The organism is Mitsuokella apri, from assembly GCF_047974105.1.
Classification (GTDB): domain Bacteria; phylum Bacillota; class Negativicutes; order Selenomonadales; family Selenomonadaceae; genus Mitsuokella.
Genome location: NZ_JBHYRS010000008.1, coordinates 63,502 through 80,653 on the forward strand (window position 1 = coordinate 63,502; position 17,152 = coordinate 80,653).

Consider the following 17,152-nt stretch of genomic DNA (forward strand, 5'->3'; position numbering starts at 1 on the left):
TACCGTAACAGCAAGAAAGGAGCCATTATGCAGACAAACAAAAACCTATTGATCTTCATCCTCATGACCGGAGTATTCGGCATCCTCAATACGGAAATGGGCTTTATCGGCCTTTTGCCCTATATCGCAGAACGCTACGATGTGACCATCGTTCATGCCGGACTGCTCATCAGCCTTTTTGCGCTGGGAGTTGCCATTGCCGGTCCGATTATGCCGCTGCTGTTTTCCCGTTTCAACCGCAAACACGTCATGCTGTTCGTGCTTGGCTTATTCACGGTATGCAATACGATTTCGGTGTTTGCCGCGGATTTCAACCTGCTCTTAGCCGCGCGGGTGCTGCCTGCCTTTTTCCATCCCGTCTACTGCTCGATGGCCTTTACGGTAGCAGCAGCGCTCGCAGGAGCCAAAGATGCCCCAAAGGCCGTGGCCAAAATCAACATCGGGGTATCGGCCGGCATGGTCGTCGGCGTCCCGATCAGCAACTTCCTCGCAGCGAATATCTCCCTGTCCGCCTCCATGTCCTTCTTCGCCATGACGACCTTTCTCGTCATGCTGGCAACGGTCTTCTTTGTTCCTTCTATGCCGGCAGAGAAAAGACTATCTTACGGAAAACAGCTGGCCGTACTCAAAAAGCCCGTCGTCTGGGCCTCAATCTTCGCCGTCATTTTCCTGAACGGTTCGGTCTTCGGTGTGTTCAATTATTGGGCAGCCTATCTTGGGAGCGTGTCAGGCCTTGCGCCAAATCTCATCAGCCTGCTTCTCTTTGGCTACGGCCTTTGCAATATCTTTGGCAGCATGGCCGCGGGCAATCTCCTGTCGAACCGCTCCGAAACTACCGTAAAAGTTTTCCCGTTCCTGCTCGGAGCACTCTATCTCCTGATGCTCACAAGCGGAAGCAGCTGGCCTATGGTGGCCGTGCTTACGCTTTTCTGGGGCATTCTAGCCGGCATCAACGGCAACATCAATCAGTTCTGGCTTTCCCATGCTGCGCCTGAGGCCCCTGATTTTGCCAATGGCCTCTTTCTCACGTCAGCCAATCTCGGTACCATGGCCGCGACAGAAGTAAGCGGCATCTTTATCGACCATTTTGGCATCGAATATGTTATTTGCGGCGGCCTGCTTTTCATCGTCATCGCTGGCATTCTTTTCTGGAGCCAATGCACAAGACGCAGCATGAATCCAGCGGAACTTTCTGTCGAACAGGGGGCATAAACTATGAAGAACAGGAAAATAATCATTCTGGCCTGTCTGCTGGCGTCCGCCTTTCTCACCATCGGCTGCGCCAAAAGCGGCTCACCGGAAAAATCTGCAGCTCAGCCTGAATCTGCCGCAGGGCAGACGGAAGCGGTGCAGAATGCCTCCAAAGAAATAGACAGCCATATCAAGATTTCCGTTGGCAGACATATATTTTATGCCACGCTGGAACATAACGATACGGCAAAAGCCCTTGTAGAAAAACTGCCGCTATCAGTGACCATGACGGAACTGAACGGCAATGAAAAATACTATCGGTTCTCAAGCCCGCTTCCTTCGGCTGATACAAATCCCGGTCAAATCCGTACAGGCGAAATCATGCTGTTTAACGGAGATTACATCGTAATGTTCTACAAAGACTTCCCGACGAATTACCGCTACACAAAGATAGGGCAGATTGAAAATACGGACGGTCTGCCCGAAGCACTGGGAAGCGGGAATGCAGCCGTAACCATAGAACGGGATTCGCCATAACTTATAGACATAACAAAGAATAATTTATAGGTATTTGTTATATAACGTCTATTCGGATATACTGTAAGCAAGATCAATCATAAACATCAGCTCGCACAAAAAAGGAGAACACATCATGTTGAAAAAAGTCATTAAAACCACTTCTCTTGCCGCTATGCTGGCCGCAACGTTTGCGACAACCGCTTTTGCTGCCATGCCGGAAAATGCGACAACGGTTTCTGTACCGGGGCAGACCATTCAGCTCGAACAGAAATGGGATAAGATTTTCCCAGAGTCCAACAAAGTAGATCACCGCAAAGTAACGTTCAAGAATCGTTATGGCTTCACCCTGGCAGGTGACTTGTATGCACCGAAAAACGCCGAGGGAAAAATGGCAGCCATTGCCGTAAGCGGACCTTTCGGCGCGGTTAAAGAACAGTCCAGCGGCCTCTATGCACAGACGCTGGCCGAACGCGGCTTTGTAACACTGGCCTTTGACCCATCCTTTACGGGAGAAAGCTCCGGCACGCCGCGCAACACTGCTTCGCCGGACATCAACACGGAAGATTTCAGCGCTGCTGTAGACTATCTCGGCTCCCTTGACATGGTAGACCGCGATAAGATCGGCATTCTCGGCATCTGCGGCTGGGGTGGTTTTGCCCTGAACGATGCCATTCAGGATACGCGCGTCAAGGCCGTAGCTACGAGCACCATGTACAACATGACCCGCGTCATGGCCAACGGTTATGAAATCAAGATGGATCCAAAGGGCAAATACGACCATGTAGCACCGATGAACGCCGACGCGCGTTACCAGATGAAAGAACAGCTGAACAACAACCGTTGGGAAAGCTCGAAAAACGATTACGCTACATTAGCTCCGGCTAACAATCTGGACCCGGAAAAAGATATTACGCCGGAAACGCCAAAATTCATTGCAGAATACGCTCAGTTCTATCGGACGAAACGCGGCTATCATCCGCGTTCCATCAACTCCAATCCGAATGGTTCCTGGACGAATACTATGCCGCTCTCTTTCATCAACATGCCAATTATGGAATACGCCAAAGAAATGCGTACGCCTGCATTGATCGTGGCTGGTGAAAAAGCACATTCCCGCTACTTCAGCGAGGATGCCTATAAGGCCATCGGTTCGAAAGACAAGGAACTCTACATCGTCCCGGGTGCCAACCACACGGACCTCTACGATAACACCCAGAAAATCCCCTTTGACAAATTCGAGCAGTTCTTCAAGGCACATCTGAAGTAATACTCGCCCGATTCTTTCCCCTTAAATAACAGACATCCCTCAAAAGAAAAAAGAGTCAGCATCTCGCTGGCTCTTCTTTTACGTTCACAAATGATACGTTTCCAACACAGACATCATGGCACGTTTCTCGGCCACGGCGTCTTCCAGATGAAAGACCGCAAAGCGTCTGCCGCTTTCTTTGGTGTAGATTTTTTTCATGACGGGGTAGCCAGGCTGATTGAGTGCAAGCTCTGACAGCTCATCGCCATCCGTAAAAACAGCCCTGCCGTAATACCGGAAAAACTGTTTTCCTTTGCCCATCAGGCCGCTTATCTCTACGTAAGGATTTTCCTGCATTTGGCGGTATACGTCTTTCATCGCCCCGACACCGAAATAGTTGATGCCGCCTTCGAGCATGTGAAAGCTGATGGGGCGTGATTTCGGTCTGCCCTTTTCGATGGTATTCAGGAAAAACGCGCCGCTCTCTTCGACGCATTCCTTTAGCCATTCGTGAATTCGTTTTTCAATCTCTGGTCGCTGCTCCAAAATCTTTCTCTCCCAGCTGTAAAATCGTGAGTCGGCACATATCAAAACATCGTATTATCATTTTCCGCTTTTTCCGGGATATCCTGAATAACGTCCCAGTGCTCTACGATCTTTCCATCCTTAACGCGGAAGATATCGACAGCAGCCTGACCGCGGTCTTTGGTGTTCAGGGTGATATGGTTATGAATGAAAACCAGGTCTCCATCGGCACCGATGTGCTTGATTTCAGCCTTGCTTTCCGGGAATTCCTTCAAGAATCCCTCAATGCCGCTTTCAAAAGCCTGACGTCCATCGGCGAAACCCGGATTGTGCTGGATATAGTCCGGTGCCGTCATGGCATCGATGACAGAAGTATCGTGCTTGTTGAATACTTCATTCCAGAAATACTCGACCATCTGTTTATTATCCGTAAACGTAGGTACTTTTTCTGCAGCAAAAGCCGGACTGACCGACATGGCCGTCATCAAACTCATCCCCAGCAGCATAGCGGTTGCTTTTCTTTTCAGCTTCATCCTCATCTTCCTCCAGTATCTTTCTTCATTTCTGCCTGCATCTCCGTATACAAGTCTTTCAAGGTGACTGCCTGCATCTGCTGCATCAGCAAACTTTTCCATGCATCGATGTGACCATCCAATACGCCTTTTATGGACCTTCCCACTGGACAATTCGTATTTGGATGTTCATGCATGTGGAATAACTCATCATCTGAATTTTCCACGGCTTCAAAAATATCCTTTACCGTAATCTCTTCCGGTGCTTTCTTCAGGACGGCACCGCCGCTGCCTCTGCGGATCTCTATGAAATCTGCTTTCTTCAATAACTGCAGCGTCTTGCGTATATTGACCGCATTGACACCAGTAGTGTCCGCCAGAACGGTGGACGTTACTTTTTCTTCTTCTTCATATTCTTCCAGATACAGCAGAATATGAATTGCAACACTCATACGACTGGAAAACATCGACAAGATCACCTTTCTTGTATACGTTGTTGTCTAACTGACTACATCATATCATATAGTTGTTGTTGTGTAAAGAACTACAACAAGATTTTTTTGATGCGGTCATGCCGTCATCGGCAAGTTATATTAAAAATATAGATTTATTTTCAGAAGATAACTTGCCGATAGCGGCTATTTTTGTCATAATTAAGGTGAGAGGTGAGAAGGAATGGACTACGTATCTGTAGAAGAAATGGCTGTGCAGTGGAATCTTTCACCGCGTACCGTGCGGAACTACTGCAAGGAAGGCAGGATTCCGGGTGCTAAGCAAGCCGGACGAATATGGATGCTTCCTGTCCATGCCATTCGCCCCGGCCGACGTCCGCGCAGCAAAAAAATGGGTGCAGTGCCTTCTTTGCCGGACCTTTTGCAGGACGAATGCCTGCATCACCGTAAAGGCGGCCTTTATCATCGCGTACAGATTGATCTGACGTACAACTCAAATCACATCGAGGGCAGCCGGCTGACGCATGAAGAGACGCAGTATATCTTTGATACCAATACAGCCGGACAGAATGGTCCCACAAATGTCGACGATATTGTCGAAACCATGAATCATTTCCGCTGTGTAGACTTTATCATCCAAAACGCACGGCACCGCATCACGCAGAAGATGATAAAAGAGCTTCATTTCATGCTGAAAAATGGCACGACCGACAGCCGCAAAGCATGGTTTGCCGTCGGCAATTACAAAAAGCTGCCGAACACCATCGGCGAAATGGAAACTACCCCGCCAGAAAAAGTGGCGGAATCTATAAAAGCACTGCTCAATTGGTATAACAAACTGACAAAGCCATCTTTTGACGATATCCTTGATTTTCATGTCCGTTTCGAAAAGATTCATCCCTTTCAGGATGGCAACGGACGTGTGGGCCGGCTGCTGCTCTTCAAGGAATGTCTTCGTCATGGCGAAATTCCCTTCATCCTTACGGATGATCTAAAATTCTATTATTACCGCGGCCTGCATGAATGGCAGAACGAAAAGGGATACTTGCGTGATACCTGCCTGACCGCACAGGACCGCTTCAAAAAAATCGTGGCCTACTATCTGCCGAAATATGATGAGGAAGAAAAATGAGTCGTTTAGATGAAATCCTAGCCGCCAACAAAGAATTCGTGGCCCATGGCAAGCATGACTATACGGCAGAGGACATTGCCGCGAGTAAGCTGCCAAAGAAGAAAATGGCCATTTTCACCTGCATGGATACGAGACTGACGGAGATTCTCGAACCGGCCATGGGGATCCAGCGCGGCGATGCCAAGATCATCCGCACCGTCGGCAACTATCTCACGGGCGAATTTGACGCCGTCATCCGCAGCCTGATGGTCGCCATCTACGAGCTCGGCGTCGAAGAAATCTTCGTCGTCGGCCATTACGAATTCGGCATGGCCAAGACCACGGCAGACAGTCTCGCCGCCGCGATGCGTGCACACGGCGTCACGGAAGACGCCATCGCCAAAGTGCACGGCGAACTCGAAACGTGGGCTGATGCCTTCCACGACCCTGTCGAAAATGTCAAAGAGGCCGTGAAAAAGATTGAGCAGAACCCATACATCCCGAAAAACATCCAAGTGCACGGCCTGATGATCCACCCGCGCACAGGCCAGCTCGATGTCATAGAGACGGCATCCGGCAGCAGCCCGACAAAATAAAAGCAGTCATACACCAAAAAGATAGGAACCAGCCCCTCGCTGATTCCTATCTTTTTGTAGCTATTTTTATAGATAAACTGGATATGTTGAACAACATAATCAACATATCCAATACATCCAATACATCCAATATATCCATCTTATCCAACAAAAATCGTTGCTGAAAAAACTGTCATTTCTCTGCAGACGATTCATCCTGACAGTACAATTCAATGAAGCGCGCCACGGACATGCCATGGTCCTCAAGCAGACGTTTTGCCGTGACATTGAGGTGACGTTCCTTCAAGGCCTTGCGGACGACGCTGACCATGGCCCGGCCCATGTCGTCGGACTGATCGAACGGTGTTTCCTCGACATCAAGGGAAATCTCGTCGCCAAACATCTTGATGGCATCGAGCTCCCAAGCGGTATTTTCCTGCTTGGCCTTGAATTCGCGCTCAATCGCGGCCTTCATATCCTGATCCTGTCTCAGGTAGTTCTCGGCAATCGCCTTATAGAGAAAAGCGGGGACATTCTTGACTTTTCGCGTCTTGGCCAGCTCGACGGCGTAGCCCATGCGTTTCTCAAATTCTTCGTTGCTGCCACAGAGAAGCGTAAGCTTGTCGACGCTCTGGCGCGTAAGGCCGTGCCATTCATTCCTGTTCGGCAGCATCTCCATCTGCACCGTTTCCGCAGCTTCCTCATCCGGCATGACCTGCGAGCAGTCCATCGTAAAATTAAATCCCATAATACGGCGTGCCTTCCGAACTTTCGTATACGAGATCCGGTATTGCGTCTTCTCGTTGATTTCCTTGATTGGGTCATCGAGAACACGGCGGCAGAAATCCTGAATCCTCGTATAAGTATGTTCCCCGACGTTCAGCATGAAGCGCAGGTCGCCGAGTTCAATATGGCGCTGGATGGTCTTGTCATGCATCAGCCCCTGATATTGCAGCATGAGCTCCAAAAGACGCATGCTGTACGCACTGGACAGATTGAAAATCTGCTTCATAGCAATGCGCGTATAGCCTTTACCAAGCTCAAAGATGTCAAGCAGATAGGGACGCATCTCATTGTTGAACTTGATGCGCAGGCCATCGCGTTTTTCATATTCGATGACGGCAAAGAGCGGCACGTACTTCATCCCTTCTTCAGAACGCAGGACGAGAACGCGCTTGGCCAACGAATCACAGGTTTTATCAAGTAAAGTTAGATACATGCCGTTGCCCAATATCTCTTTGACCTGACTAGGCGAGATGTGCGTAGCTGGAAAATCCTTGTCGTAAAATTTGTCATTCCTGCCAAGATGTGGATTTATGTCCTGCAGAGCAAGCAGGAAAAGGCGCATTTCCAGCGCATTCATCGCTTTCTTCGCTTCGATGAGCGGATTGGCCTGATAAATAACGGGACGACGATCATTCATAGAAATGTTCCTTTCATTTTCGCAGAAATCAAGTAAAATCAAGGGCTGCAGAGATTAAATCGGCAAGCAAACCGGTAAGGAAACCGACGGCTTTGCGGGCAATATTTGGCGGTAAGGTGGACGATTTTTAACTGACATGTCAAAGTCAAGCCCTTTTTCGAAAATATTTTTGGTTAAAATCTGTCTACATTACGTCTAATTTCATTATATCAAACGTAATGTAGACATTCAACAGGCATTATTTCTACCTTTTATCATATATCAGGTTAAAATCCGTCTCCCTTTAGGTTAAATTTCGTCCACCTAAAAAGCCCAATTTGGTTAAAAATTGTCTACCTATAGGTTAAAATCCGTCCACCTAAAAAGCCGCTAGCCCTTGTGCTATAAGGCTTTCAAAACACCTATAGCATATATAGCATTATATGCTAAAAGCAAGCATAGCATAGGGAAGTTATCCACAGAGGAAAATAGAGCAACGATCCAGACTTCCACAGCTGCCTTTGCCGGCCTGCTTGCCTTTTCTTTTTTGTCCTTTTTATCTCTTGAACGATCCATTTCGTTCTATTCGAAGATGGTTGCTTGATTTCCATCCCCTCTTGACACTCCACCTGCCTTTAGGCATGGGAGTGTCAAACTATATTTTGCTAGACTTTCTGCTTCAGTTGCCCGCTAGAGATCACTTTGCGGATTCCCTTGACAACTATATTTAAAAATTCTAATATATAAATATAAATTGTGAGGTGTATAAATTGATTCAAGATGAAAAATTTCTGCAGCAGCAGGCAGAGCTCCTAAAGGTCATTGCCCATCCCGTACGGCTTTGCATCGTCCGCGGACTTTGGCAGAATGGCGGCTGCAATGTGACACATATGCAGCAGTGCATGGATGTACCGCAGTCAACGGTTTCTCAGCATCTGGCAAAACTGCGTCAGGCGGGAATCATCGAAGGAAAGCGCAGCGGACTGGAAATCTGCTATACGCTGAAAGATGAACGCGTCAAAGCCATCTTGTCATGCCTTTTGCCAAAAAAGAAAGCCGGTACAGAGGAGGAATCATCATGGTAAAACGTTCACCGCGTCATGCTGTAGTACATAAAGAAAACTGCGTGGCCTGCGGCACGTGTGTCGACATCTGTCCACGCGGTGCCATGAGCATCCATGCAGGCATTTTTGCCGAAGTCAATGAGGATCTCTGTGTCGGCTGCGGCATGTGCGCCAGAGAGTGTCCGGCTTCCGCGATTCAGATTGGGGTGAGACCATGAAACAGCAGCATCACTGGTACCACTATCTTTGGCTGTGGTCCATTTTCTATTTCTCAATGAGCTTCGTCAACATCCTCTTTGCATGGCTCGGGCTCATCAGCTTCTGCCTGCCACTCTTATTTGCCATCATCGGCGGCAACAAGCTCTTCTGCAATCGCTATTGCGACCGCGGTCAGCTGCTCCGCGTGCTCGGCAGTCAAGTCGGACTTTCGCGGCGCCATGAAATGCCTGCTTGGCTGAAAAGCCAAACTTTCCGCTACGCCTTTATGATATTCTTTTTCGCCATGTTCGGCAGTGTCATCTACACTACCTGGCTCGTCGGCAGCGGCGCATCCAGCGTCAAAGAAGCTGTCATGCTGCTTTGGAGCATCAACCTGCCCTGGCATTGGACCTATACGGCAAGCGTCAGCCCGTGGCAGGCTCAATTCGCCTTTGGCCTCTATAGTCTGATGATGACCTCCGAAGTCATCGCCTTGGCTGCCATGCTCTGGTTCAAGCCGCGCTCCTGGTGCGTCTTCTGCCCGATGGGGACCTTGACGCAGACCATCTGCAGGGTGAAATCAGGCTCTGGCCGCAATAATTAATGGTATAAATTGGATAAGTTGAACAACATATCCAATGTATCCAACATATCCAACAAAGCTATTGACGAAAAAGCTGTCATTTCTTTGCTGTCGTTTCATCCTGACAGTACAATTCGATAAAGCGCGCCACGGACATGCCGTGGTCTTCAAGCAGGCGCTTAGCCGTGACATTGAGGTGACGTTCCTTCAAGGCCTTGCGGACGACGCTGACCATGGCCCGGCCCATGTCGTCGGACTGGTCAAACGGTGTTTCCTCGACATCGAGGGAAATCTTGTCACCAAACAGTTTGAGAGCATCGAGCTCCCAAGCGGCATTTTCCTGCTTGGCCTTAAATTCACGCTCCACGGCGGCCTTCATGTCGAGGTCCTGCTGCCGATAGTTCTCGGCAACGGCTTTGTAAAGAAAGGCCGGTACATTCTTGACTTTGCGCGTCTTAGCCAGTTCGACAGCGTAATCCATGCGGCGCAGGAATTCTTCGTTGCTGCCGCACAGCGTCGTCAGCTTGTCGACCATCTTTTCCGAGAGACCATGGCGGTCTTTCTTGGCTGGCAGTGCTTCAAGCGTAACGTTTTCCTCGGCTGCGCGATCAACCAAAAGATCGCGGCAGTCCATCGAAAAAGTAAAGCCCGTGACTTTGCGTCCCGTCTTTGTCCTCACGTACGTCATATGGTACTGCGTCTTTTCGTTGATTTCACGAATGGGATTGTCCAACACGTATTTGCAGAACGGGCCAATCTGCTTGTACTGCGAAGGACCGATATCGAAGAAAAAGCGAAGCTTGTCGAGCTCGATATGGCGCGTGATGACCTTCCCCTGCATCGTGCCGCGGTACTGCAGCATCAGTTCAAGCAGGCGCATAGCATAGGCAGACGACAAATTGAAAATCTGCTTCATGCTGATTTTCGTATAGCCATCGCCGCTCTCATAGATATGGAGCAGAAAAGGCTCCATGTCCTCATTGAACTTGATGTACAGGCCATCCTTCGGCGTGTATTTGATACGCACAAAAATGGAGAATTTGACAAAGCCGCCGTCATCATTGCGCACCGTGACGATTTTCTGCAGCATATCGTCACAGACGCGTTCCAGACGGTTCAGATACTCACCGTGTCCGAAGATGGCCTTAACCTCTGCCGGCGTCAGATGGAACTCCCGAAACTCCTTGTCGTAGTATTTGTCATTGCCGGAAATATGCGGATTGACATGGGCCACGGCCAGCAGAAACAGCCGCATCTCCAAAGCATTCAGCGGCTTTCTTGCCTCGATCAGCGGATTGGACTGATAGATATCCCGCGCCTCATTCACTTCCAATTTTTCCACACGCTTCGCCTCGCTTTCCCCGTAAAAGAGTAGAAAATGTGACCTGCAATGCCTGTCCGCGGTCACAATTCCTACTTTTATTCCATTATAACAGGGAAGTATTAGGTGCTCAAGCTATATTTTTATCAAATGCCCTCGAATTAGGTCACAATCCCTAATAGTTCAGGTCACATTTCCTAATACTTAACGCAAAAATTGGTCACAATCCCTAATAGTTAGGTCACAATCCCTAATCGAAAACGCCCGAAACCCGCGCCATTACTGGGCTCAAATCGCGGAAAGCATTATAAAGCATTATATGCTAAAAGCATGCATAGCATAGGGAAGTTATCCACAGGCAAGAAAATACCTATCTCATCCGTCACGCCAGCACCTCCCATATGCTTTTGCCTGCCTGCCTTTTCTTTCTTTTTCATAGAATAATTTGAGGGAACATATACTGCGCTCGGCGGTCAACATCACCGGTGATGCTGCCTATGCCACGATTGTCGATCGTTTCCATACGGAAGAAAAGTCAGCCGCCTAATATTGACCATAAGAAAACCGGATGGGGAAGTATCCTCATCCGGCTTTTTGCATAGGAAAGTCAATATTTTCTTATCGGTGTGCGCGAATCATTTCCATGGTTTCTTTGAATTCGGGATCGCTGTCAAAATCAAAGTCAACTTTTTTACCGACTTTGTAGCGGATCCAGACGGCATCATCCGGCATGATTTTGACTTCCAAAGGCTTAAAGAGGACAGGCTGGTCGGTCGTGATGCCTGGTTTTGCCATGAAGAGAGTCTGTGTTTCCGTGCTGCCGTCCGCTGCCGGAGCCATGACCAGGCTCAATTCATCAACCAACCCTGCCTGTACAAAACTCCAGTTGATGACGCCGCCGCCACCGAGCATTGCGGAATCCACATGCAGAACATTTTTGATCTTATCGTAAAGCAGCGGCAGGTCGACGCTGTCTTTGCCGCAGATCAGGTAGCTGATTCCCTTTTTACGCAGAAAATCCTTGTAGCTGTTGGACGCCGCTTCGGTGAGGACTTCTACGATATGGCTCTTGACACCATCATATTCGCTGACATTATCCTGCCATGCCAGTTTGCCGTGACCATCGACGGCAATCACGAACTGTCCCAAAGATACGCCATCGGCCAAATAGTCGCCGGCAGGAACCTCGGGGGCATTTTCATCAAGCTCCGGCTTAGCATAAAATGTGAAGTTATCGTCGATTGTCGTGCGGCCGTTGATCATCGCCTGATACTGGTATTTGGCATCTGGACCATTCATGATCGTGCTGAAGCTGTCTGGCGCTTCGCTGGTCGACGGACGCCAGAGATACTTCCCCATGATTTTGCCGTCCGTCGAAGTCTCCATATGACAAAAAATAAATGGTTTATCCATTTGCTCATCTCCTTCTAAAAATGCTTATCTATCTTCACTATAACAAAAAATTACATCATCTGACCAATGCTTTTTGCCAAAGTCCTGTCATACGAATCAGGCATACCTGAGGGGGAAAAAGTAAATCCGATTCCAATCATTACAGACAGAATACAGAGGATGCATTCATTTGTGGAAAAAATCCTTCCACAGTTTGCCTAGAATGCCCCGCAGAAAGCCCAGAATGCCGGCAAAAAAGCACAGGACGGCAAGAACGGCACCGCATATTACAGCACCCCAAACGAAGAACGAAAACATCATCATCAGCTCCATGCCATGTTTGTTCACCAATTACACAATCATAATACACTATTCTGGAATATTAAGCAGCATTTTCGGTGGTCTTTTTTCATTGAGGAAAACTGTCGAATTGGCAGGAATCTGACTACTTTAGAAGAAGTTTATTAACAAATGGAACAACACGCGGATCGGTCTGAATTTTGAATAGAAGGGATGATTTTCTTATGGGAACTGCAATCCTTGTTATTTTCGTTCTCTTTGTTATTTTTTACTGCCTTGGACGTTCTGCCAAAACAAAGCAGCAGAATACATCATCTATTTCACCAAGCCAGCGGTCTGCCATATCGTCAAACCGGCCGTTCCCTCAGGAAAAACCGACTCCTTCTTTGCAGAATGGTGCGGATATCCCAAAGGCCCATATCGATGCCGTTCGGCGAAATATCATGCGGCATGAACTGCGCCCAGACCAGCGTCAGGCTCTTGCGGATATCCGCCGTCAAAATGCTTTGGACCGTCAGCATGACAGCCGTATGGCTGCGGCTGCCGGTCTTGCCGGCGTAGTCGCAGGCGCGGCCCTGATGCGTCATCACGATGCACAGGAAACGCAGGCCCATATCGATCAGGCCGCAGCAATGCAGCGCGATGCCTTGGCCATGCAGGATCAAAATGACAGTGGCGTTGATGATTCTTCAACGGATGATCTCGATATCGATCAGAACGTGGACTGGTCAGCAGATGATGACGGGCAATTTGGCAGCGACGACTATGACAATGATGACTATGACAGTGACGACTACGATAGTGATGATTACGACTACGACGATGCCAGCGATGCCGATGAATATCCTGACAACGATGATGGCTTTGACTATAACGACGACGCTGGCAGCTATGACGATTACGGTGATTATGGCGGCGGTGACGACGGCGGCGATTTCTTCTGAAAAACTGCTGATTTTTCCTAACAGGCCGCTAAAATTTTATAAGAACAAACCGCCCTTCTTCGGTCATCACTCCGAAGAAGGGCGGTTCTTTTGGTATATGCCTTGCTAGACATGCCATGATTTCATTATAACATGGCAATTGTCAATGGACATAACGAGTATACACAATTTCGGGCATTCATTTAATGATGGTGACATTCTTCGTCGTCAGCTGCGGCGTCCTCGCATATTTAACCGCAGGGATGCCCAAAGCTATAACAAAGCCGAGTTTGCAGTGCTCTGGAATATGGAACTGTGCCTCGACCTCAGGAAAATGCCTTGCCATAGCGACGGCGAAGCCGTCAAAGAGTGTGCCAAGTCCGAGGCTTTGGGCGTAAAGCTCGAGATACGAGAGGGCGATGATCGGGTCAACCGGACGGCACATCTCGACGGTCTTGGTTTCATCGACTGAGGCGACGACGAGTGCCGGTGCACCGCGATAGACGACATCCTTGCCCTGTGCGCGGCCCTTTGCTGCCATCTCCTTCAAGAATACCAGCGGCGAGTCGTCAGGGAGACGGTCGAGACAGTCATAGGTGATGCTGCGAAGTTCATCCATTTTCCTGCGCGTCGCGATGATGGTAAAACGCAGGGAAGGGGCATTGATGCCCGTCGGCGGATAGGCCAGCATCTCCTGAAGCTTGGCGATTTTCTCCGCCGGCACATCGGCATCTTTGTACTGGCGGACGCTGCGGCGCGACTTGATGAGTCCAAGCAAAGCCTCGCTGTCGACCGTCGTCACCGGAGACGAATCGGCAGGATTGAGTCCGTTAAAGGAAAAAGCCCCCGTCGGGCAGATGGCAAGGCAGTGCTGACAGGCAATGCACCGTTCATCCCCGCCCCTGATATAACGCGGTACCTTGTTTTCGTCAAACTCCAGACAGGAAGCAATGCAGTCGCGGAGACACATACCGCAGTGAATGCATTTTTCTTTGTCAATCGCAATGAATTTTTTCATGATTATTTTCCCTCCGGCTGTATTACAGGGTATAGTTTGTTCATTATTAGATGTATCTTTCATTGTAACAAAAATATTCGTAAAATGTAAGACCGAGAGATATATTTGCAAGGAATTCTGCTGCTCTGGGCATCTGCAAATAAAAATTATTTTCATATTTTCTTTTTGACCTATTGACTTTTTGACTATTCTGGGTATAATAAGAATTGTAAAGAGGATAAGGGAACCGAGAGAAAGGGTCCAAGGTCCTCGGTACAAATATCAAATGGTTTTGAATCGCCGTCTGATGCTCATCGGAAGGCGGCGGCAAGACGTCGAAAGGGGTTTTTGATTATGTTTGGTTTGGTTCCATTTGTTTCCAACAATGATCTTCAGAAAGAAGAAAACGTATTTGATCGCCTCATGAATGTCTTTGATGAACCGTTTATGCAGAGCTTCCATACTCCGGAATTCAAGGTTGATGTCAAAGACAACAAGGACAGCTACGACCTCACGGCTGAGCTGCCGGGCCTCAAGAAGGAAGACATCTCCCTGACGTACAATAACAATTATCTGACTATCGCCACGAAACATGAGGATACGAAGGATGAAAAGGACGAGAAGGGCAACTACGTCCGCCGCGAACGCAGCCAGAGCAACATGAGCCGTTCGTTCTACATCGACAACATCGATGAGGGCAAGTGCACGGCAGAGTATAAGGATGGTATTCTTTCCGTCCATATGCCGAAATCGGCAGAAAAGGCTGAAACGGGTCATACGATCAACATCAATGGCGCCGCTTAAGCCGAGCGTGAAGACGCTTAAAGCTTGACCAACCAAACACCGCGTGTCACCTTCGGGTGGCCGCTGGTGTTTGCCCCATATGAAAGGGACGTCTCTAAGAGGAGTCAGCATTGTGCTGACTCCTCTTTTTGTGATATGTGATATAAGGGGGTGCTTTCTTTAAAGCCTTTTGTATGCACGTTTCCCCTACGAAAAGATCTGGAAGGAAAATATGTTTCTATATAGAACTAATATATAGAATTAAAAGAATAATACGAAACATAGAGAGTTTGGAGGGGAAAGAATGGCAGATCGCATTATCCAAACGGCCGACTTATCCAGAATTGCCAGTAACCTGGAAGCAATTCATGGCAGGATTGCGGCCGTTGATACACATGTCGATGCAGTCGAAGGGGAACTGCTGCATACAAAATCAGAGCTTGAAGCTCTGGTCGATGAGTTTCATGCTTTTGTCAATGAGCAGATGCTGCGCAACCGTGAGCAGCTTGCCGAAACGCGCGTCGTGAAGCTCAGGCAGGAAATCCAGAAGCGCTTTGGCCATTACGATGTGGTCAGGCGTATGGCAACGGGAATCCTGCAGGCAACGGATATTGGCATCATCCGTAAGGAAATTATCAATAACGCAACTGAGGATGTGATGATCAAGACACCGGGGTATTGGCTTGCTCCCTGCCTTGTCGCCCTGGCCGCGTGGATTGCAGATAACAAAGAGCTTGCCCAGAAGGCAGTCAAAGAGGCAATTGCCCGGGATGATGAAAAGACCTCATTGTTCTTTGCCTTGATCTGCCGCCGTGCGGACCGCAAGCTTGCCTGCATCAAGTGGGTGAATCGGTATCTTGCCAATCAGGATGAAGAAAATCTGGACCGCAAGACCATCCTCGTACTTTCCGCTTACGCCAATGGTCTTTGGGGAAATGACCTTGAAAATGAGGTTGGCGGACAGATGAAGGAATGGCTCGAACATCTTGAGGCAAAACCGGGCTTTGTAGAGAAGCAGCGCGAGCAGTGGAAACAGGCTATTCTGCTGAAGAAACCAGACCTCAGCAAGGAAACAGATTTTCCCTATCTGCAGCAGTACAGTCCGACTTGGCCGGCAATGGCCGCCGTTCTAAGCGGTGCCTATCTGCATGAGGTTTTATATGATGATTTCGACGCCATATTCCAGCAGAAAAATCCAACGAAGGAATTAACTGCCCATTTGGATGACATGTTGGATGAACTGGTCACGAATTTTGATGATGAAGAATTGCCGCTCCGGAAAAAAGAACAGCTCGAGCAGCTTGTTTTGGACTTCCACGGGGATGAAGCAGAAGCGAACAAGCATATGGATGTGCAGAAAACATCTTTTGAGACGCATAAAAACTTCGTGCAGCTGCTGACCGATGCTTCGATGAATCCTGAACTCGTACATGCGGATGCTGCAACGCAGAAATTTGCCATTTCCCTGTCAAAGGACTGGATTCTCGATGCCTACCGCGATATCACCGCCGCGAACCGCAGTGCTGTGCCACAGGGAATTACGTTTGAGCTGCAAGGGTTTGAAGCACAGACACAGAATGGCGAAAACGAAGAAGAGATCCTTGCTTCATGGAATCAATTTGTCGACCGACAGAAAGAGGAAGCCATGAAGGGCAACGAGATGACAAAAACCGGTGAAATGTGTAAAACACTTCGCTGGGTATTTGCAGTTTTAGCCGTGGCCGGCTTCTATGTCACAATAGTGGCTGGCATCATTTTCGCCGTTCTGGCGGTCTGGGCATACTCCCGCTATAACGGAGAAAGGACGCGTTATCTGGCAGCAAAGAAAGTCGCAGAAGACTGGGAAAACAATCGTCCAAAAGGGGAAGAGATCCTGCGCGCGCTGCTGGCCGAAGTCGTGGATGTACGGGAATTGTTCGAGAAAAAGGATGCAGAGTTCACCAAGACGGAAACCTTCTTGAAGGGGCTGGCCCCCAATCAGTTCGTCCGTGCTCACATCGATGGCATCCGGAAAATCAGTGCGGCAGAATAAAGGATGCATCTAGAAAAAGGAAGAAG

General features: G+C 48.7%; 18 protein-coding genes. 11 read left to right on the forward strand and 7 right to left on the reverse strand.

Annotated features, from left to right (window positions below; genetic code table 11):
- Positions 1-27: 27 nt before the first annotated feature.
- The 3 genes from ACE419_RS10100 to ACE419_RS10110 all read left to right on the forward strand — a co-directional run bounded on the left by ACE419_RS10100 (position 28) and on the right by ACE419_RS10110 (position 2,977).
- Complete coding sequence (locus ACE419_RS10100) at positions 28-1,212, forward strand: MFS transporter (RefSeq protein ID WP_435721920.1); 1,185 nt, start codon at positions 28-30, stop codon at positions 1,210-1,212.
- Positions 1,213-1,215: 3 nt separating this feature from the next.
- On the forward strand, positions 1,216-1,728 hold the full coding sequence (locus ACE419_RS10105) for a cyclophilin-like fold protein (protein ID WP_435721921.1): 513 nt from the start codon (positions 1,216-1,218) through the stop codon (positions 1,726-1,728).
- Between the two features lie 115 nt (positions 1,729-1,843).
- Positions 1,844-2,977, forward strand: a complete 1,134-nt coding sequence (locus ACE419_RS10110) for an alpha/beta hydrolase (protein ID WP_435721922.1) — start codon at positions 1,844-1,846, stop codon at positions 2,975-2,977.
- A gap of 84 nt (positions 2,978-3,061) precedes the next feature.
- On the opposite strand, the gene ACE419_RS10115 is transcribed toward ACE419_RS10110, so the two are convergent.
- Genes ACE419_RS10115 through ACE419_RS10125 form a run of 3 tightly spaced genes read right to left on the reverse strand, consistent with a single transcriptional unit; the run spans position 3,062 to position 4,460 of the window.
- Entirely contained in the window at positions 3,062-3,502 is a 441-nt protein-coding gene (locus ACE419_RS10115; protein WP_435721923.1) for a pyridoxamine 5'-phosphate oxidase family protein, read from the reverse strand.
- A 41-nt stretch (positions 3,503-3,543) separates the two neighbouring features.
- On the reverse strand, positions 3,544-4,014 hold the full coding sequence (locus ACE419_RS10120; protein WP_435721924.1) for a nuclear transport factor 2 family protein: 471 nt from the start codon (positions 4,012-4,014) through the stop codon (positions 3,544-3,546).
- A 2-nt stretch (positions 4,015-4,016) separates the two neighbouring features.
- Entirely contained in the window at positions 4,017-4,460 is a 444-nt protein-coding gene (locus tag ACE419_RS10125; protein ID WP_435721925.1) for an Rrf2 family transcriptional regulator, read from the reverse strand.
- 208 nt (positions 4,461-4,668) lie between these two features.
- On the opposite strand from ACE419_RS10125, the gene ACE419_RS11650 reads away from it, so the two are divergent.
- On the forward strand, positions 4,669-5,577 hold the full coding sequence (locus ACE419_RS11650; RefSeq protein ID WP_503128874.1) for a Fic family protein: 909 nt from the start codon (positions 4,669-4,671) through the stop codon (positions 5,575-5,577).
- Positions 5,574-6,152, forward strand: coding sequence for a beta-class carbonic anhydrase (locus ACE419_RS10145; protein ID WP_435721926.1), 579 nt, complete (start codon positions 5,574-5,576; stop codon positions 6,150-6,152). The genes ACE419_RS11650 and ACE419_RS10145 overlap by 4 nt, the downstream gene beginning before the upstream one ends.
- A gap of 172 nt (positions 6,153-6,324) precedes the next feature.
- Here ACE419_RS10145 and ACE419_RS10150 read toward each other — a convergent pair whose 3' ends face one another.
- Complete coding sequence (locus ACE419_RS10150; RefSeq protein WP_435721927.1) at positions 6,325-7,554, reverse strand: replication initiation protein; 1,230 nt, start codon at positions 7,552-7,554, stop codon at positions 6,325-6,327.
- A gap of 749 nt (positions 7,555-8,303) precedes the next feature.
- Between ACE419_RS10150 and ACE419_RS10155 the strand changes: the two genes are divergently transcribed.
- From ACE419_RS10155 to ACE419_RS10165, 3 genes are read left to right on the forward strand one after another with little or no spacing between them, the layout of a single operon-like run.
- On the forward strand, positions 8,304-8,618 hold the full coding sequence (locus ACE419_RS10155; RefSeq protein ID WP_435721928.1) for an ArsR/SmtB family transcription factor: 315 nt from the start codon (positions 8,304-8,306) through the stop codon (positions 8,616-8,618).
- A complete protein-coding gene (locus ACE419_RS10160; protein WP_432647285.1) occupies positions 8,612-8,815 on the forward strand; it encodes a 4Fe-4S binding protein in 204 nt (67 codons plus the stop codon). Before ACE419_RS10155 ends, ACE419_RS10160 begins: the two co-directional genes overlap by 7 nt.
- Positions 8,812-9,399, forward strand: a complete 588-nt coding sequence (locus tag ACE419_RS10165) for a 4Fe-4S binding protein (protein ID WP_435721929.1) — start codon at positions 8,812-8,814, stop codon at positions 9,397-9,399. Before ACE419_RS10160 ends, ACE419_RS10165 begins: the two co-directional genes overlap by 4 nt.
- Positions 9,400-9,475: 76 nt before the next feature.
- Here the strand turns inward: ACE419_RS10165 and ACE419_RS10170 are convergent, their stop codons facing one another.
- Complete coding sequence (locus tag ACE419_RS10170) at positions 9,476-10,720, reverse strand: replication initiation protein (protein ID WP_432647283.1); 1,245 nt, start codon at positions 10,718-10,720, stop codon at positions 9,476-9,478.
- Positions 10,721-11,317: 597 nt separating this feature from the next.
- A complete protein-coding gene (locus tag ACE419_RS10175; protein ID WP_435721930.1) occupies positions 11,318-12,112 on the reverse strand; it encodes a dihydrofolate reductase family protein in 795 nt (264 codons plus the stop codon).
- Between the two features lie 503 nt (positions 12,113-12,615).
- On the opposite strand from ACE419_RS10175, the gene ACE419_RS10180 reads away from it, so the two are divergent.
- Positions 12,616-13,335 carry a hypothetical protein gene (locus ACE419_RS10180; protein WP_435721931.1) on the forward strand — a complete coding sequence of 240 codons (720 nt, stop codon included), beginning with the start codon at positions 12,616-12,618 and terminating at the stop codon, positions 13,333-13,335.
- A gap of 178 nt (positions 13,336-13,513) precedes the next feature.
- Here the strand turns inward: ACE419_RS10180 and ACE419_RS10185 are convergent, their stop codons facing one another.
- Positions 13,514-14,332, reverse strand: a complete 819-nt coding sequence (locus tag ACE419_RS10185; RefSeq protein WP_435721932.1) for a nitroreductase family protein — start codon at positions 14,330-14,332, stop codon at positions 13,514-13,516.
- 333 nt (positions 14,333-14,665) lie between these two features.
- On the opposite strand from ACE419_RS10185, the gene ACE419_RS10190 reads away from it, so the two are divergent.
- Complete coding sequence (locus tag ACE419_RS10190; protein WP_435721933.1) at positions 14,666-15,115, forward strand: Hsp20/alpha crystallin family protein; 450 nt, start codon at positions 14,666-14,668, stop codon at positions 15,113-15,115.
- A gap of 283 nt (positions 15,116-15,398) precedes the next feature.
- Positions 15,399-17,126: a DUF456 domain-containing protein gene (locus ACE419_RS10195; RefSeq protein ID WP_435721934.1), complete on the forward strand. Its 1,728-nt coding sequence runs from the start codon at positions 15,399-15,401 to the stop codon at positions 17,124-17,126.
- Positions 17,127-17,152 lie beyond the last annotated feature (26 nt).

Excerpts from the sequence above, each read along its gene's own strand:
- ACE419_RS10100 (WP_435721920.1), top strand. The coding sequence starts at position 28 with ATGCAGACAAACAAAAACCTATTGATCTTCATCCTCATGACCGGAGTA.
- ACE419_RS10105 (WP_435721921.1), top strand. The coding sequence starts at position 1,216 with ATGAAGAACAGGAAAATAATCATTCTGGCCTGTCTGCTGGCGTCCGCC.
- ACE419_RS10110 (WP_435721922.1), top strand. The coding sequence starts at position 1,844 with ATGTTGAAAAAAGTCATTAAAACCACTTCTCTTGCCGCTATGCTGGCC.
- ACE419_RS10120 (WP_435721924.1), bottom strand. The coding sequence starts at position 4,014 with ATGAAGCTGAAAAGAAAAGCAACCGCTATGCTGCTGGGGATGAGTTTG.
- ACE419_RS10125 (WP_435721925.1), bottom strand. The coding sequence starts at position 4,460 with ATGTTTTCCAGTCGTATGAGTGTTGCAATTCATATTCTGCTGTATCTG.
- ACE419_RS11650 (WP_503128874.1), top strand. The coding sequence starts at position 4,669 with ATGGACTACGTATCTGTAGAAGAAATGGCTGTGCAGTGGAATCTTTCA.
- ACE419_RS10145 (WP_435721926.1), top strand. The coding sequence starts at position 5,574 with ATGAGTCGTTTAGATGAAATCCTAGCCGCCAACAAAGAATTCGTGGCC.
- ACE419_RS10150 (WP_435721927.1), bottom strand. The coding sequence starts at position 7,554 with ATGAATGATCGTCGTCCCGTTATTTATCAGGCCAATCCGCTCATCGAA.
- ACE419_RS10160 (WP_432647285.1), top strand. The coding sequence starts at position 8,612 with ATGGTAAAACGTTCACCGCGTCATGCTGTAGTACATAAAGAAAACTGC.
- ACE419_RS10165 (WP_435721929.1), top strand. The coding sequence starts at position 8,812 with ATGAAACAGCAGCATCACTGGTACCACTATCTTTGGCTGTGGTCCATT.
- ACE419_RS10175 (WP_435721930.1), bottom strand. The coding sequence starts at position 12,112 with ATGGATAAACCATTTATTTTTTGTCATATGGAGACTTCGACGGACGGC.
- ACE419_RS10180 (WP_435721931.1), top strand. The coding sequence starts at position 12,616 with ATGGGAACTGCAATCCTTGTTATTTTCGTTCTCTTTGTTATTTTTTAC.
- ACE419_RS10185 (WP_435721932.1), bottom strand. The coding sequence starts at position 14,332 with ATGAAAAAATTCATTGCGATTGACAAAGAAAAATGCATTCACTGCGGT.
- ACE419_RS10190 (WP_435721933.1), top strand. The coding sequence starts at position 14,666 with ATGTTTGGTTTGGTTCCATTTGTTTCCAACAATGATCTTCAGAAAGAA.
- ACE419_RS10195 (WP_435721934.1), top strand. The coding sequence starts at position 15,399 with ATGGCAGATCGCATTATCCAAACGGCCGACTTATCCAGAATTGCCAGT.